16 protein-coding genes are annotated in these 16,964 nt (G+C 55.7%); 13 read left to right on the top strand and 3 right to left on the bottom strand.

Going from position 1 to position 16,964, the window contains the following annotated elements:
• The first annotated feature begins 32 nt into the window (after positions 1-32).
• On the top strand, positions 33-905 hold the full coding sequence (locus C1J05_RS15010; protein WP_114870959.1) for a LysR family transcriptional regulator: 873 nt from the start codon (positions 33-35) through the stop codon (positions 903-905).
• On the opposite strand, the gene C1J05_RS15015 is transcribed toward C1J05_RS15010, so the two are convergent.
• Positions 902-1,633, bottom strand: a complete 732-nt coding sequence (locus C1J05_RS15015) for a GntR family transcriptional regulator (RefSeq protein ID WP_114870960.1) — start codon at positions 1,631-1,633, stop codon at positions 902-904. The two genes, C1J05_RS15010 and C1J05_RS15015, sit on opposite strands and share 4 nt — an antisense overlap.
• A gap of 438 nt (positions 1,634-2,071) precedes the next feature.
• Between C1J05_RS15015 and C1J05_RS15020 the strand changes: the two genes are divergently transcribed.
• The 11 genes from C1J05_RS15020 (at position 2,072) to C1J05_RS15080 (ending at position 14,881) form a co-directional block, all read left to right on the top strand.
• Entirely contained in the window at positions 2,072-3,412 is a 1,341-nt protein-coding gene (locus C1J05_RS15020) for an ABC transporter substrate-binding protein (protein ID WP_254684614.1), read from the top strand.
• A gap of 106 nt (positions 3,413-3,518) precedes the next feature.
• A complete protein-coding gene (locus C1J05_RS15025) occupies positions 3,519-4,484 on the top strand; it encodes an ABC transporter permease (RefSeq protein ID WP_114870962.1) in 966 nt (321 codons plus the stop codon).
• A gap of 2 nt (positions 4,485-4,486) precedes the next feature.
• Entirely contained in the window at positions 4,487-5,419 is a 933-nt protein-coding gene (locus C1J05_RS15030) for an ABC transporter permease (RefSeq protein WP_205388964.1), read from the top strand.
• A 14-nt stretch (positions 5,420-5,433) separates the two neighbouring features.
• Positions 5,434-6,417, top strand: coding sequence for an ABC transporter ATP-binding protein (locus tag C1J05_RS15035; RefSeq protein ID WP_114870963.1), 984 nt, complete (start codon positions 5,434-5,436; stop codon positions 6,415-6,417).
• A complete protein-coding gene (locus C1J05_RS15040; protein WP_205388968.1) occupies positions 6,414-7,466 on the top strand; it encodes an ABC transporter ATP-binding protein in 1,053 nt (350 codons plus the stop codon). The genes C1J05_RS15035 and C1J05_RS15040 overlap by 4 nt, the downstream gene beginning before the upstream one ends.
• Positions 7,466-8,092, top strand: a complete 627-nt coding sequence (locus C1J05_RS15045) for a flavin reductase family protein (protein WP_114870965.1) — start codon at positions 7,466-7,468, stop codon at positions 8,090-8,092. Before C1J05_RS15040 ends, C1J05_RS15045 begins: the two co-directional genes overlap by 1 nt.
• Positions 8,085-9,287, top strand: coding sequence for an amidohydrolase family protein (locus C1J05_RS15050; RefSeq protein ID WP_114870966.1), 1,203 nt, complete (start codon positions 8,085-8,087; stop codon positions 9,285-9,287). The genes C1J05_RS15045 and C1J05_RS15050 overlap by 8 nt, the downstream gene beginning before the upstream one ends.
• On the top strand, positions 9,284-10,771 hold the full coding sequence (locus C1J05_RS15055) for an amidohydrolase family protein (protein ID WP_114870967.1): 1,488 nt from the start codon (positions 9,284-9,286) through the stop codon (positions 10,769-10,771). Before C1J05_RS15050 ends, C1J05_RS15055 begins: the two co-directional genes overlap by 4 nt.
• Positions 10,768-12,210: an amidohydrolase family protein gene (locus C1J05_RS15060; protein ID WP_114870968.1), complete on the top strand. Its 1,443-nt coding sequence runs from the start codon at positions 10,768-10,770 to the stop codon at positions 12,208-12,210. Before C1J05_RS15055 ends, C1J05_RS15060 begins: the two co-directional genes overlap by 4 nt.
• Complete coding sequence (locus C1J05_RS15065) at positions 12,207-12,932, top strand: aspartate/glutamate racemase family protein (protein WP_114870969.1); 726 nt, start codon at positions 12,207-12,209, stop codon at positions 12,930-12,932. Before C1J05_RS15060 ends, C1J05_RS15065 begins: the two co-directional genes overlap by 4 nt.
• 1,220 nt (positions 12,933-14,152) lie before the next feature.
• Positions 14,153-14,881: a helix-turn-helix domain-containing protein gene (locus C1J05_RS15080; RefSeq protein WP_114870972.1), complete on the top strand. Its 729-nt coding sequence runs from the start codon at positions 14,153-14,155 to the stop codon at positions 14,879-14,881.
• Between the two features lies 1 nt (position 14,882).
• On the opposite strand, the gene C1J05_RS15085 is transcribed toward C1J05_RS15080, so the two are convergent.
• Positions 14,883-15,464: a hypothetical protein gene (locus C1J05_RS15085; protein ID WP_114870973.1), complete on the bottom strand. Its 582-nt coding sequence runs from the start codon at positions 15,462-15,464 to the stop codon at positions 14,883-14,885.
• Between the two features lie 234 nt (positions 15,465-15,698).
• Between C1J05_RS15085 and C1J05_RS15090 the strand changes: the two genes are divergently transcribed.
• Positions 15,699-16,703, top strand: coding sequence for a DMT family transporter (locus C1J05_RS15090; RefSeq protein WP_254684615.1), 1,005 nt, complete (start codon positions 15,699-15,701; stop codon positions 16,701-16,703).
• 14 nt (positions 16,704-16,717) lie between these two features.
• Here the strand turns inward: C1J05_RS15090 and C1J05_RS15095 are convergent, their stop codons facing one another.
• Entirely contained in the window at positions 16,718-16,963 is a 246-nt protein-coding gene (locus C1J05_RS15095) for a MoaD/ThiS family protein (RefSeq protein WP_114870974.1), read from the bottom strand.
• Position 16,964 lies beyond the last annotated feature (1 nt).

A 16,964-nucleotide genomic window follows, 5' to 3' on the forward strand; every position in this document is an offset into this window, starting at 1 on the left:
AGTGAGAAAAAACGCAGAGGCTTTATCTATTTATGCACAGCTCAAGCTGGGATAACTTAAAATACGTTCTGTCCGTGATCGAGGCAGGGTCTGTCAGCGCCGCCGCCCGCGATCTGGGCGTGAATCACGCGACCGTCCTACGCCGGATTGCAGCATTTGAAACCCAATACGGCGGGCCCATCTTTGACAAAAACGCCAATGGCTACCGGCTGATGCCAGGCAAAGAAGCGTTGGTTCAGGCTGTCCGAGAGGTGGAGAACGGCGTCCTGACTGTTGAACGTTTGATGCAAGGTGCCAACCCACTGCTCAGCGGTGTGGTCAGGATATCATCCACCGATACGATTTCCCAATATCTGCTTCCGGACGTCGTAAACACGCTAAAACTAGAATCTCCACAGCTCGAAATCGAATTGCTCAGTAATAACAGCCACGTCAATTTCGCGCGCATGGAGGCTGATTTGTTCGTACGCCCAGCCATGTCATTACCAGAAGACATGATCGCGGAAACCGCGGCCCACCTTGTTTTCCGGGCGTTCGGGACATCGCAAGACCTTGATAAATGGCTTGGGCTGAAAGGCCCCTTGGCAAGGTCAGCGGCCGCGAACTGGTTATCCAACAACATTCCAGGCGAGGCTCTGGGATCGGGTTCCGACAGCTTTACAGTCTTGTCGCGCATGGCCCAGAACGGCACAGGAATTGCAATCCTGCCTACCTTTGTCGGTGAAAGCCTTCCGAACCTTGTTCATTTGCCCGACAAGATGCCGGACATCCGGGTTCCGGTTTGGGTGGGGTCACATCAGGATTTGAGAGACATCCCAAGGATCCGCGCCGTAAGAAAAAGCGTGATAGCCCATTTATCGGCCAAACTTGATCAACACCCTTCTACCTGTTCAAACACAAATTAACGTTCGAAGGTTCCTAAGCTACTGATCAACTCGCTTTGTGGGGCTTCCCTGTTGTCCAGAACCAACCTGTCTTCAATTCCGCGCAAGTGCCTGTCCATCAATGTGACGGCCTCGTCCGCCTTGCCGCTCAGGACCAGATCTGACAGTTCGCGGTGTTCATCGATTTCGCAACTGTCAGGGGCTTTCGTCTCGTACACCGCAATGATCAGTGACGAACGGGCAATCAACTCGCGCACAAAGCGCGCCATGATCGGGCTTTCGGCCTGATCGGCCAGAACCTGATGGTAACGTCCGCACCGTCGGATCACGCGGCTGACGTCGCCTGCATCACGGGCCTCGCGCTCGCACACCATGTGTTCTTCCAAGGCCACGCGCATTGCAGGATCGCGGCGCTCGGCGGCACGGCGGATCAGGTCGCCCTCCAGCAAACGGCGGGCGCGAAACACTTCGCGGGCTTCCTCGACCGTCGGGCGGGCCACAAAGGCCCCGCGATTGGCGACCAGTTCAACCACATGGTCGGCAGCAAGACGCGACAGGACGGTCCGCATCCGTGTTCGACCGATACCGTAGATTTCGCACAGTTCGTCTTCTTTCAGATGCGTTCCGGGCTGAAGACGATGCCCCACGATCGCATCGAAGATATGCGCGTAGATTCGGTCAATCTCTGTGCCACCGGCAATGGATTTCGGGCCTATCCCCGCCGCCGTCTCGGCGAATGTCTTGTTCATTTCGCAGGCTCCAGTACCAGTCTTTTTCACCCTAACTCTGTATTCTTATAGGGCAAAACCAAAAAAAGAAAATCGCACACCGTAACGCATGCAAACTTTGTATACGATTTTTCTTGATTATTGTATACGTTCCTGCAACGCTCTTCGAAAGGCGCCACAAGAAGCGTTGCAACCCAATTGATCAACATGGAGTGAAACATGAACGTACGTGTCCCCCTAAAACTTGGCGTGGCAGCGACAGCCTTGGCCATGGGTCTCGCCGGTGCGGCCTTAGGCAATACCCTGCGTATGGCCGATTCCACCGATATTGCGGCGATGGACCCGCATTCAATGACCGAAAGCAACACAATCGGATTTCTCAACCACGTCTATGAAGGTCTTGTGCGCTATAATCAGGATCTGGCAGTGGAACCCGCTCTGGCGACTTCGTGGGAGTTTGTGGAACCGGCGCGCCTGCGCTTCAAACTTCGTGAAGGCGTCAGCTTTCACAACGGCAACCCGTTCACAGCAGACGACGTGGTCGCCTCGTTGCAGCGTGCCAGCGACGAAACATCACCGGTGAAAAGCAACATACCCGGTCTGAAGTCTGTCGAAAAAGTTGACGAATACACTGTTGATCTCGTGTTGAACGGACCAGATCCCATTGTGCTTAACTATCTGACCAATATCTTGATCCTGGATCAGGAATGGATGGCTGAACATGATGCGTTGATGCCAGCCGACATGCGCAGCGGACGTGAAAATTTTGCCGTTGCAAATTCAAACGGCACCGGCCCATTCATACTTGAAAGCCGTCAGCCCGATGCTCGCACAGTACTGACAGTGAATGAAAATTGGTGGGACGAACCTCAGCATAACCTGACGCGGATCGAATTCAGCCCGATCGGTTCTGACGCCACACGCATAGCAGCCCTTTTGTCCGGCGAATTGGATTTCATCACGCCTGCGCCCCTGCAAGATATCGAACGGATTGATCGTGCGGAAGGGGTAGCCGTCATCGTTGCACCGGAATTGCGCACGATCATGCTGGGCATGAACCAAGGCGACAAATTGCTAGATTCCAACCTGACCGATTCCAACCCCCTGCAGGATCAGCGGGTGCGCGACGCGCTGTGGCGGTCGATCGATATGGATCTGATCCGCAATAAGATCATGCGGGATCGCTCACGCAATGCCGGCCTCTTGGTCGCCCCTCCGGTACCGGGCTATGACGCAGCAGAAGACATTCGCCCCGAAGTCGACCTTGAAAAAGCCAAGGCCCTTTTGGCTGACGCCGGGTATGCCGACGGTTTTGAAGTCGGATTTGACTGCCCCAACGATCGCTATGTCAACGACGAAGAAATCTGCCAAGCTGTCACCGCCATGTGGTCACGGATCGGTGTTACAGCGCGCCTGAATGCTCAAACGAAGTCAAAGCACTTCGAAAAAGTGCTGGCGGGTGGTTCTGACATTTACATGGTGGGCTGGGCGACATTGCCAATGCTGGATACCTACAGTGTTTTATCGGCACTGCTGCATACTCCGGGTGATCGGATGGGGGCGTGGAACCCCGGCGGTTACTCGAACGAGAAGATCGATGCTCTGACTACTCAGGTTGCGACAGAACTTGATGCGGAAAAACGCAACGCGATGATGACCGAAGCGTTAAAGATAGCTCGTGACGACGTGGCAATCATCCCACTGCATCAGCAACCACTGGCCTGGGCCGTGCGTGACGGCGTGAGCATTCCACTCACTGCCGACAACAAACCCCGACTGTGGTACGCTAAGGTCGAATAAACCCGACCCGCTGACCAACTTGCTCCGCGCGTACGCTCCCAGCGCGCGGAGCACTCCCCTCAGATTGCAATTGACCCGGCACAAACCAGCCGGACAGGAGACCATCATGATCGCCTTTGTCTTGCAGCGCTTGATCCAGTCCGTTCTGGTCATGCTTGCCGTCGCACTCATCGCTTTCACAATGTTTCGGTTCATCGGTGATCCGGTAAACAGCATGCTCCCTGAAAGCGCGTCGTCCGAAGATCGGCTGCAATTGCGGGAACAACTCGGACTGGACCAATCCGTTCCTGTACAATTTGCCCGTTTCGTCACTGGTGCCGCTCAGGGCGATTTCGGGCTCTCTTACCGTAACAAGCGTCCGGTTGCAGACATGATCGCCGAACGTCTGCCTGCAACGCTCGAACTGGTTTTGGCCGCGGCCATCTTTGCATTGTTACTGGGGGTTCCGATGGGCATTTATACTGCCCTTAATCCGAAGGGGGTTCTCAGTAACACGTTACAGATGCTTTCTCTTGTGGGTATTTCGGTACCAACTTTTGTCACCGGCATCCTGCTTATTCTTGTTTTTTCTGTATGGCTTAACTGGCTTCCCTCATTTGGACGCGGCGATACCGTGCAAATCGGCTGGTGGAGTACCGGCTTTCTGACGACAAGCGGACTCAAATCACTTGTTTTGCCGTCAATCATGCTGGGATTGTTTCAGGTCACCCTGATTATGCGGCTGGTACGCGCCGAAATGATGGAGGTGTTGCGCTCGGACTTCGTTCGCTTTGCCCGCGCACGCGGACTGACCAACCGTGCGGTAAACTTCGGGCACGCGCTCGGCAACACGCTTATGCCTGTTATTACAATCGTCGGATTGCAACTGGGCTCGATGATCGCCTTCGCCATCATCACCGAAACAGTCTTTCAGTGGCCCGGAATGGGGCTGCTATTCATACAGGCAGTCAGCTTTGCCGACATCCCGGTCATGTCCGCCTATCTGGTCATGGTCGCGTTGGTTTTCGTCGCAATCAACATGATTGTCGATCTGCTTTACTTCGCGATTGATCCGCGCCTGAAGGAGGCTTGATAATGTCGATGGAATCCTACCCGCAGTCGCGCATTACAGCGATCCTTGACAGTGATTTGTTCTACAGCTTTCGCACTTCGTACGTCACGGTCATCGCCGCGGTTGTGACGCTGGTGATCGTTCTGGCTGCACTGCTCGCACCCTGGATCGCGCCACATACGCCTTTCGATGTCTCGACATTGAACCTTTGGGACAGCGAATTGCCCCCATTCTGGATTGAAGGCGGTGACCCAAGGTTCATTTTGGGCACTGACAATCAGGGGCGCGATGTGCTTTCTGCCATTCTGTACGGCTCGCGCATCTCGCTCTTTGTCGGTTTCGTCAGCGTGGCTCTGGCGATGGTCATCGGCATTGTGATCGGACTGATCAGCGGCTATTTCGGCGGTCTGGTCGATGCGTTCTTTATGCGTATCGCTGACGTCATGCTCAGCTTTCCGACAATCCTTGTTGCGCTGCTGATCAGCGGTATTGCCCGCGGCGCGCTTCCGCGAGAGATGCACGACAGCGCCGCCCTGATCGTTCTGGTTTTTGCCATCACAATCACGACCTGGGTCCAGTATGCACGTACAGTGCGCAGTTCCACCATGGTCGAACGGTCGCGGGAATATGTCTATGCTGCTCAACTGGTCGGTCGCCGCCCCGTCGCGATACTGTTCAGCCACATCCTACCCAATGTGATGGGACCGGTTCTGGTGATTGCCACCATCAACCTTGCCATGGCGATCCTGATTGAAGCGACACTTTCTTTTCTTGGCGTCGGTATGCCGCCCACCAACCCATCCCTTGGAACGCTGATCCGTGTGGGTAACGAATACCTGTTTTCGGGCGTGTGGTGGGTTGTGATCTTTCCGTCGCTGACGCTGGTCGTTCTTGTGCTGGCAGTGAACCTGCTGGGTGACTGGCTGCGCGACGCGCTGAACCCGAAACTGCGCTGATAAGGATAATACACATGACAACGACTAAATGCCCCTTGCTTAGCGTACGCGACCTGGCAATCTGTTTCGATACCCGTCGCGGGCCGCTTCGCGCAGTTGATGGCATCACTTTTGATCTGGCACCGGGCGAAATTCTGGGCATGGTCGGTGAAAGCGGCGCAGGTAAATCGCTTACCGGAAGTGCAATCACCGGGTTGCTGGAGCGCCCCGGACGCATTGACCGAGGCGAAATCTATTTTGAAGACCAGCGTATCGACACGCTGTCCACAGAAGAGATGCGCCGCTTGCGTGGCCGCAAGATCGGCGCGATTTTTCAGGATCCACTGACGAGCCTAAATCCTCTTATGACAGTCGGGCAGCAACTGGTCCAAACGATACGAACGCATCTGCCGTTGGGCCGTGACGCGGCACGGGCGCGCGCAATCGGGTTGCTGGAAGAAGTCGGCATTCCGGCGCCAGATGCGCGCGTGGATCAATACCCGCATCAGTTTTCCGGTGGAATGCGGCAGCGGGTGGTTATCGCACTGGCACTTTGCGCCAATCCATCTCTCGTCATTGCGGATGAACCAACCACCGCTCTTGACGTGTCGATCCAGGCACAGATCCTCGATCTGTTGCGCAAGATGTGCCGGGATCATGGTGCCGCAGTCATTCTGGTTACACATGACATGGGTGTTATCGCGGAAACCGCCGACCGCGTCGCGGTTATGTATTCCGGGCGCGTTGTCGAAATCGGACCCGTTGAAAAGGTCATCAAAAACCCTCACCACCCTTACACCGCCGGATTGATGCAATCCATTCCGCGCATCGGCGGCAAAGACCGTCGCCTGACCCAGATTGAAGGCTCTATGCCCCGCCTGACAGATCTACCTGACGGGTGTGCGTTCCACCCGCGCTGTTCAAAGGCAATGGCCGTATGCCGGCGCGAGCGACCAGCACCCCTTTCCGTCGAAAGCGGGAAAGTTGCCTGCCATCTTTTTCAGGAGGAACTGGCATGACTACGACCGCAAAGCCAAACGAGCCCCTGCTTTCAGTCCAAGGTGTCAGCAAGGTATTCGATCTGTCACCCCCGTTTCTGAACAGGCTTATCGAACGCGCGCCGACACGCCACTTGCGGGCGGTTGACGGGCTGGACATCGCTATTCCGCGTGGCAAAACGTTCAGTCTTGTTGGTGAAAGTGGTTGTGGAAAATCAACCGTTGCCAAGCTGGTTGTCGGTCTGCACAGACCGACCGATGGGACGATCCGGTTTGAAGGCGCCGATCTGACCAATCTGCGAGCCGCTGATCGCGGCGATTACCGCCGACGGATTCAGATGATTTTTCAGGACCCCTTTGCCAGCTTGAACCCACGCTGGCGCGTGCGTGACATCATCGCCGAACCACTGCGCAGCTTTGGCATCACGTCAAACCGTACTGAAGAACGTGCTGAAGTTGGCCGATTGCTGGAAATGGTCGGGTTGTCTGCCCGCGATGGCGAAAAATTCCCGCACGAATTCTCTGGCGGCCAACGTCAGCGGATTTCCATCGCAAGGGCGATTTCATCGCGCCCCGATTTTCTTGTATGTGATGAGCCGACTTCAGCGCTGGACGTGTCAGTCCAATCACAAATTCTCAATCTGATGCGCGATCTTCAGGACGAATTGGGATTGACCTATCTTTTTATTAGCCACGATCTCGCTGTGGTAGACTTTATGTCCGATTATGTCGGCGTGATGTATCTGGGGCGTCTGGTCGAAGCAGGTCCAGCCAAACAGATTTTCTCTGCGCCCGAGCATCCCTATACACAGCTCCTGATGGACACCGTGCCGGATATCACCATGCACCATCGCAACCGCGTACCGGTGATCGGCGAAGTTCCGAACCCGATTGCGCCCCCGCCAGGATGTTCCTTTAATCCGCGCTGTCCCTTGGCAAACGATACATGCCGTACAACCTCGCCCGCTTTGATAAAGCGCGCAGGTGAAACCAAAGTGGCGTGCCATGCCGTTTTGGAAGGGCGCATCACGACGCAAACCAAACCCGAACCTGCAAGGGGCATCGCCTGATGGAGTTCGATTTCGAACAACTTCCGCCAAACGATCGCTATCGCCTGCTGTGCAGCTTTGTTGCACCGCGACCCATTGCGCTTGTTTCAACCATCAGCGCAGACGGCACCCCAAACGCGGCTCCCATGAGCTTTTTCAACGTCTTCTCGCAGGATCCACCTATTATCATTCTGGGCATTCAGGCCAAACCTGACGGAACCGAGAAAGAGACCATGCGCAACATCCGGCGCAGTGGTGAATTTGTTGTCAGCCTTTGCGACCTCGCTATTGCGCAACAGATGGTGGACTGCGGCATAGGGTTTCCCGACGATGTGGACGAAGTTTCTCTGACCGGTCTAAGCCATGCAGCGTCTCTCAAGGTCGCACCCTCGCGCGTGTCCGAGGCCCCTGCTTCGATGGAATGCCGCTTGAGCCAGGTGATCGACTATCCCCGCCGAGCAATCGTTCTGGGCGAAGTTGTGCAAATGCACGTCCGTGATGCATGTCTGGACGATCAGGGCCGTTATGTGCGCCCGGAAGTCTATCAACCCATCGCCCGCTTGCACGCCGATAATTACATCGTGGCAGACAGGCAGTTCGTTCTGACGGCCACAAAAACGCTCGAGACCGGAGAATGCGATGGCTGATGAAACCCTGTTGCTTAAGAACGTGCGCCCTTGGGGCGCAGAACAGACAGATATGTTGATCGAAGGCGGGCGCATATCCCGTATCGAGCCGGGGCAGTCACCTGCTCCTGGTGTAGCCGTTGAAGATGGAGCAGGCGCCTTAGTGCTGCCCGGTTTGGTCGAAGCTCATACTCATCTGGACAAATCGCTTTGGGGCATGGGGTGGCGCATGCATCAAGCCGGCCCGTCATTGCGTGATAAGATCGATACCGAACGCCGGTTGCGCGCGGAATGGGACATTGATCCACACCGGCAATCCACCCGACAGGCTCTGCTGTCGCTTGGGCACGGATCAACCGTGATCCGCAGCCATGTGGACATTGATACAGACGTCAAACTGGCTGGATTGGAAGGCGTGCTGCGCACTGCCGATGAGTTGGCCGGACAGATCGACATTGAAACTGTGGCTTTTCCACAGTCAGGTTTGATGAGCCGTCCGGGCACACTGGAACTGATGGACCAGGCGCTTGCCGTTGGCGCCGATGTTGTGGGCGGGTTAGACCCCTGTGGAATAGACGCCGACCCCAAAGGGCATCTTGACGCGGTTTTCGAGCTGGCGGAACGGCACGGTAAACCGATTGACATTCATCTGCACGAACCGGGCGAACTTGGAGCGTTCAGCATGGAAATGATCATTGACCGCACCTTGGCTCATGCCAGGCAGGGAAATGTCACGATCAGCCACGCGTTTTGCCTCGGCATGCCCGACCGTGATCGTGCCCGCGCCCTTGTTCAGCGATTGGCAGAGGCACGCATTCACATTGCCACTGTCGCAACGCCATCGCGCCCGGTGCCGTTGGCCACGGATTTACGCGAGGCAGGGGTGACACTGTGTGCCGGATCTGACGGCATCCGCGACACTTGGGGCCCCTATGGCAATGCGGACATGCTGGAGCGGGCAATGCTATTGGGCCTGCGCAATAATCTGCGCGCCGATGCAGATGTTGAACACGCCCTTTGGTGCTGCACTTTCGGAGGCGCTCAAATGATCGGCCTGAAAGACTATGGGCTGACAAACGGAAGTCGGGCCGATCTGGTTCTGGTCGACGCAGAAAGCGTAACCCATGCGGTCGTTTCGCATCCACCACGCCGGTTGGTTCTCAAGGGTGGGCGTATCGTCGCCCGGAATGGCCAAACGCAAAGCAGGATGCCATGAAGGTCCGTCGCGAAAAGGGCCGTATCCTGATGACAGCTGAATGGGTTGTCGGATACGAAAACGGCGGCCATGTTCTGCTGCCTTTCGGAGAAGTTGTGTTCGAAGATGGCGCGATCGTATTCGTCGGCCATGGTTTTCCGGGGAACGTCGACCAGCGGATCGATTGCGGCGCCGCACTGATCGGCCCAGGATTTATTGACCTTGACGCGCTGTCCGATCTCGACACGACCGTCCTGGGTCTTGATAATCAGCCCGCGTGGAAAAAAGGCCGTGTCTGGCCGGAAAGCTACATGCAGGCTGGCCCGCGCGAAATGTATACACCCGAAGAATTGCGGTGGCAAAAGCGCTATGCCTTCACGCGGCTGATCCGGAATGGCATCACGACCGCGCTGCCGATCGCATCCCTTTTCTACCGTGCATGGGGCGAAACATGGGACGAATTCGAAGGCGCTGCCGAAGCCGCCTCAGATCTGGGCTTGCGCGTTTACCTCGGCCCCGCATATCGCAGCGGCAACACATATGTAAAAAAAGCCGGCGAAATCGCCTTTCACTTTGATGAACCACGTGGCTTGGCCGGTCTGCAAGAAGCACGTCGGTTTTGCGAAACGTTCGAAAACACAGCGGGCGGATTGGTCCGCACTATGCTATCTCCAGACCGGATCGAAACCTGCACGCCCGACCTTTTGCGCGGCACGGCACAGGCTGTGCGCGATCTGGACGTTCCCGTCCGCCTTCATTGCTGCCAATCGGCTTTTGAATACAACAGCGTCCTCAGATTGCATGGGAAAAGCCCGCCGGAATGGCTGGATCATCTTGGGTTTCTGTCGCCGCGCGCAATCCTGCCGCACCTGACCTATATCTCGGGCGTCAACGGAATTTCCCATTCTGCCCCTGACCTTGACATACTGGCCAACAGCGGCGCGGCCCTTGCCCATTGTCCGCTGGTCATGGCGCGGGGCGGTAGCATGTTGCAAAGCTTAGCCGGTTACCGCGACCGAGGCATAGTCATCGGCATGGGAACAGACACCCACCCGCCCGACATGATCCTGAACATGCAGATGGGTCTTATGACCGCACGGTTGGCAGGCGATGCCGAAAAGACCTCGGCTGCGGATCTTTACACGGCCGCAACCCTTGGGGGCGCGCGGGCTCTGGGCCGGGATGACCTTGGTCGACTTGTCGCCGGTGCACGGGCAGATATCAATGTGATCGCGCTGGATGATCCCGCGATCGGACAGGTTATCGACCCGATCCAGACCATTCTGCTGAACGGGTCGGGGCGCGATGTGCGCACTGTCGTGATCGACGGACGTATCGTTATGAAGAACGGCGCCATGCCCGATTGCGATCCTGTCGCCATGCGTGCACAGGCGCAGATCCAATTTGACGGAATGGTTGCACAATACCCGGACCGTACTTTTGAACATCCGCCTGTTGAAGAGATTTTCGCTCCCAGTTTTCCAATACGACAGGCCACATCATGACCGACATTCTGATCCGCAATGCAACGATCGTCACTGTCGATCCTGACCGCAGGGTGATCGAGAACGGCGCGCTGGCCATTACAAAAGACCGCATCACGGAAATTGGCAGCAATACCGATCTGGCGCCTTTGGCGCAGACTGCAAAACAGGTTATCGACGCGCACGGTATGGCGGTGATCCCCGGCCTTATTGACAGCCATTCCCATGCCGGTCACGGGTTGATCAGGTCGCTGGGCGCAGGCGATGGCGATGCCTGGTTCGCAGCTTGCGAAACAATTTATGCGCGCCATTCCGATCTGTCATTCTGGCAGGCCGAAGCGCGGCTAGCCCAGTTGGAGCGGCTGATGTCGGGTGTTACGACCTGCCTGACCCTGCTGGGCGGCGGCGCGGATATCTACCGCACCGATGATCCCGCGTTTGGCGATGCCCATTGCGATGTTACGCGCGAAAGCGGGTTGCGAACGGTTTTGGCCGTCGGCCCGGGCCGCCCCCCCTTTCCGCGCACCTACCGCGGGCTGGATGGTACCGATAAGCAGGTTCACTTTGACCGACAGATGGAAGTCAGCGAAGACCTGATCGCGCGCCGCAATGATGTCCTTGGCGCGCGGACCGGCCTGTGTGTCATCATGCCGGTCTACGGTCGCAATGATCGTGAAACTGTGCCCGAACCCGAAATCCGCCGCATGTCCGAAGCTGTTGGCGACCTTTGTACGCGTCGCGGCGTGCTGTTCACCCAGGACGGACATCGCGACGGCACGATTGCCTTTACAGAACAATTTGGCGTGCTGGGGCCGCATGCGCTTCTGTCACATTCGGTGGACCTGACCCAAGAAGACATCGATGCCGTAAAACGCAGTGGCGCAAGCATCGTTCACAATCCCAGCGCCATCATGTCCATTCTGGGCCGCTGTCCGGTCCCTGAACTGATTGGTGAAGGCGTCACCGTCGCGTTGGGGTCTGATGCGGCAGCGCCGGATCGCGGGTATGACATGTTCCGCCATATGGCCCAATGCATGCATTACCATCGCAGACATTTTGCCGATCCGTCATGGATGCCACCAGGCAAGGTACTGGAAATGGCGACGATCGATGCAGCCCGAGCGCTTGGCCTTGCTGACGAAATTGGATCACTCGAAATTGGCAAGAAAGCTGACGTTGTTCTTGTCGACCTGCGCAAGCCTCACCTTTATCCACCGAATATGCCGCTGCACAAGCTGACCCATTTTGCCACGGCGGCCGATGTCGACAGTGTAATTGTGGATGGCCAATTCGTATTGCGTGGTCGGATTTCGCAAACACTGGATACCGAAACGGTTCTGGACGACGCGGCAAGCACCGCGGCCCGTGCAATCAAGGATGCTGGCCTGTCACATTTGCTTTCCGAACCGGAAACACTCTGGCAAAACAACCGCTCTCAGAACTGGATGAACCCGCAATGAAGCTGCTCGTCATCAACCCCAACACCACCACCACGATGACCCATAAGATCGACGCGGTCGCGCGGCGTTTTGCAAGACCGGGTACGGAGGTTGTCACGGAGCAACCTCAAACCGGACCGGCCAGTATTCAGGGATATCTGGATATTGCGCGCAGTCTTGACGGAATTCTGGGCGTTGCAGAGCGCCATAGCGATGCCGACGCTACGGTCATTGCCTGTTTTGATGATACTGGCCTAGACGCATTGCGGTGTATGCTAACCGGGCCTGTCATCGGCATTGGCGAGGCTTCATTTCACGCAGCAAGCATGATTTCCAGCCGGTTTTCCGTGATTACGACTCTCCCCCGCTCCGTCGCTGGGTTGTACGAAAATCTTGAGAAATACGGAATGTCGGCGCGTTGCGCTGGGATACGGGCTGCAGATGTGCCGGTTCTGGCACTGGAGCGTGACCCACAACTCGCACGGACACGGATCGAAGCGCAGGTAAAGGCTGCAGTTAATCAGGATGGCGCTGACGCGGTTGTGCTGGGATGTTCGGGCATGACGGATCTGGCCGAGAGTATTTCAACACAATTCGGCATTCCCGTGATTGATGGTATCGGTTGCGCAGTCGCGATGGCCGAAGCCTTTTTCTCGGCGGGGTTACTCACATCCAAAGTCGGCGCTTATGCTATTGAATCAGATGACATGGCAACACTGTCGAACGCTGCGGCAAGACACTAGGGCAACAGTTGATCTCTCAAAACGATCCAGGCAATCACTCATCTGCATCAGAAAACGCGGGGCTTCAAATCCACGCACATCAAGGTCAAGAAACGTGGTCAAAAATCTGTTTAGCCGCATTCTGAATGGGTCAACCCAAATGAGTTACCACAATGCGTCTCGCCACGTTTATCCTGGCGATTTTCGCGTTGGTTCAGGGCGAAAACCCCATCAAACAACGTTAGCGTGCCGAAGCGCGCCTTGTTTTGTTAACCAAATTTTAAAGAAAACGGCCAATGTGCCATAATTTTGCCACATAGACAGAAGAATGTAAAAAGTATGGAGAGCCCACCCTCTCCATACGAAGAAATACTCTTTTTCAAACTCGTTACTAACTACACCCCAAGACACTCTGCCTCGGCAGGGTGTCTTTTGGTTTCAGAATGTCTTTTCTTCAAAACTCTTCAACTGATCAAACGCAACACTTCGAAAAGTTTCGTTTGCACGTGCCGGGCCAGTCTTGCACGTCATCTTTTTCACACCCGAACTCATACTCAAAACCATAGCTTTATCAGCACTGTGCAAATCGTAACTGCACCACAGAACGCCGCGATAATAGCCAGCATATCGGACATGCTGATTGTGCGACTTGGGCGCATCGGTTCGGTAAGATCAACATCATCATACAGCGATGATTGTTGCGGAACCGAATACTGGGTAAAATTGGTCACAGGCAAATTCCACATAGGTAACTGGTTAACAACACCCCGCTGCAAACAGCGCAACACGGCAAACGAACTTTTCTGGGACACTCACCTTATGACACAGTTGCGCGTCAGGTGTCAATAAAGAAACTTATAGGTGTACACTTTTACACTACCGCAAGAATTACTCTAGGTTTTAGGGGCTTAGCCGTGCAAAGCAGAATGGAGATTCAACGGTGGCAGGAAAAACCTGAAGCGATCTATTGATATCAGAGCCAGTACAACATGCGATTCTCCACCATCAAAGCACGATATGTTGTGGTCACCTGAAAAGTGGCGCCGCGAGCAGTGAGAGGGGAAAATGAGGAACTAATGAAAATGAAACAGGCAACAAACCTTCTCACCTTCCCCTCTCGGATGCTATGAGACTCTAGCAGCGCGGCCCTGACCCACCTCAGGTACACGCTGACGTTGTTACTGGATTCGCGCTTTGTGTCAAGCTTGACACACATAGGTGTAAAATTGTACACTAACGGAATGATTGAACCGCCAGAGATCACTCCCGCTGCAAAAGCGGAACGAATCCGAGAAACCCTAGGGTTAAGCCGGCCGCAATTCGCGGCCCATGCCGGCCTGAAATTCGGCACGCTGAACAAGCAGCTGAACAAGGGGCAAGATCTGCCGTGGAAGACCATTGATGCGATATGTTGCGCTTTCAACATACCGCATAAATACTTTTCGCGCGACAACACGATCCTGTCGATCCAGCCGGATCCGATGATCCCGGACCTGCCGAAAAGCTTTGCGCCTTCGGTCACACAATTCGTGCGGATGCACATTCTGGAAAAATACGGCCGCCTGCGCGGACAGGACGTGATGGATTGGATCGATGAACAGGGCGGCGAGATTTCCGATCTCGACGGGATATGCCAGGCTGTCGACATCTACCAACCGATGTCTCCCGACGAAAATATCCCCAAACCGCTCAAGCTTGGCCCGGTCAGCCTGTCGACTCGGCTGCTGGAAATTCAGGATGAAAACCATTTCGAACGCCGCCTGACAACGTTCAATTCAACCATTCTGGACAATGTCAAAGCCGCCCATCTGCGCGTCAGCCAGGAATCTTTTCCGTTTGACGATGTGACCTTTGAAGGCATGATCGACGGCAAGAAAATCACCGTGCGCTACCGCCGCCTGATCCGGCGCGTCAAGATGAAGGGTGTCGGCGATGTCACCCTGCTGCACGCGGAACAACTGTCGCTTTAACTTAACGCCATTCGTCGAAAAACTGATCCCGTGTGATCAATGCCAGAGTATGATCGCTGCGGCGCCCGTCGGGAACGGGGTCTTTCCATGTGATCGGGTTCAGCATCGAACAGCAGAACCCGTAATCATAGGTCAACCGCCTGTGGTGCTCGGCAATGAACGCATAGGCGCAATTGATCTCGGGCCAGCGCAGAAACGTGATCCCCATCACGATCTTGGCAAAGGCCGATACGACACTGCGCTTGCCACGATAGGATTCGTGCAGCTCCAGTTCGCCCAGATAGGCATGGCGGCCGTAAATCATCTTGTTCATCACAGGTGACACCCGTTCAATCGGGTCTTCGTTGCGATTATACTGATGTTTGCTGGTTCGCCGCATATAGTCTTCGAAACTTTCGTTCCTCAGATCAACGGCTTTCGACGCAAAGCCGCCAATCACCTTGTCGCCATGCATCAGGAACAGCCAGATGGCTTCTGCGTCGGTAAAATCATTCCGTGCCACAGACAGCATTGGCGTCTGATATTTTCGTCCGGTTCGGCGTACCAGATCCAGAACATCCTCGGCACAATGCGGTTGATACACGTCGTACCCCGCATTTCGTACCGTATCTGTCGCTTGGACAATACGCCTCGAAATACTCAATTCCAAGTTCAGCTCCCACACCTGTGGCATTGATAGCACAAAGCGAGTCAGGCACAATCGTCATCCCGGTTCGTGGAAAGTTTTTTGCAAACTGTGTTTACCAAGTTGCTAAACGCCGGAATTTGTAGGACAAACGGCTGGAACCATTCGGTAGAAGTGTATATCTAAACTTTAATGCAACCATCAGGCGATCATAATACGCAGGATTCCGATGCGTCCGCCCGCGCGGTTGCCAGCCCGTCCACCAACCCCGGATTCTACGTAAACGGCGTGCGCGCCAACACCGGACCGCAAAACAACAGAACGCTTTTCAGATCCCTTCCAGACGGCGTTCTGGGCATGATGTACATGTCGCTTGCATTTTTTCTGGTGGCGGCCTCCGATGCACAGGTCAAGGTGCTGACAGAAGCGTTTCATCCGATGCAGATCGCGTGGACCCGCCAGATGGGTCTGTTGCTGGGTGCCCTGGTTCTGCTGGCGATGAAGGGCGGCCAGATCCTGCGCACCAGCAACATTCCACTGCAGGTCGTTCGGGGTGTTCTGGCCCTGATGACGGCCACGTTTTTCGTGTTCGGCCTGCGCTTTGTGCCTCTGGCGGATGCGGTCGCGGTGTGTTTCGTAGCGCCGATCATGGTCACGGCAATGGGCGCGTTGTTTCTGGGGGAACCTGTCGGCATCCGCCGCTGGAGCGCGGTGATCGTCGGCTTTATCGGCACCCTGATCATCATTCGCCCGGGCTTTGCTTCGTTTCACCCTGCAATGCTGCTGGTGGTGCTGGCCGCGACCTGCTTTGCCGTCCGGCAGGTTTTGTCGCGCAATCTGGTTGTGCAGGATGGAGTTGCCACCACGATCACCTACACCGCCTTTGTCAGCATCATCGTGCTTACCGTGCCCCTGCCTTTTTTCTGGACAACGCCCGAAACCTTTAATCAGGTTCTTCTGATGATCGGTGTCGCCGGGTTCGCCGCGCTGGCGGAATTGCTGTTCGTCAAGGCGCTCGAGGTGGGGATGACCGTGGTCGTCGCCCCCGTGCAGTACACCCTGATTATCTGGGGCACCTTTTACGGATGGATCATTTTCGGGCATTTCCCCGATATGTGGACGGTTCTTGGAACCATGATAATCGTCGTCACAGGTTTTTACATTTTCAACCGCGAACGCATGCTGATGCGGATCTGATCGCGGGCCTTTCCCTAACCGCCCACCATGTAGGGCAGCAGCACAATCTCGTTCTTGTCGGACAAGGGCGTAAACCACGCATCGCGGTAAATCACTCCGTCCAGCGCCAGGGACACCCCGCGCTTGATCTGCGGTTCAAGTGCGGGATGTAATTCCACCAGCTGGTCCAGCAGTTCCTTAAAGTTCCTGGCCTCGACCTCGACAACCGCCTGACCATCGGCCAGGCTGCGCAAAGACCCCCAAAGCTTTACCTGAACCATG

The sequence above is a fragment of the Sulfitobacter sp. JL08 genome, from assembly GCF_003352045.1.
Classification (GTDB): domain Bacteria; phylum Pseudomonadota; class Alphaproteobacteria; order Rhodobacterales; family Rhodobacteraceae; genus JL08.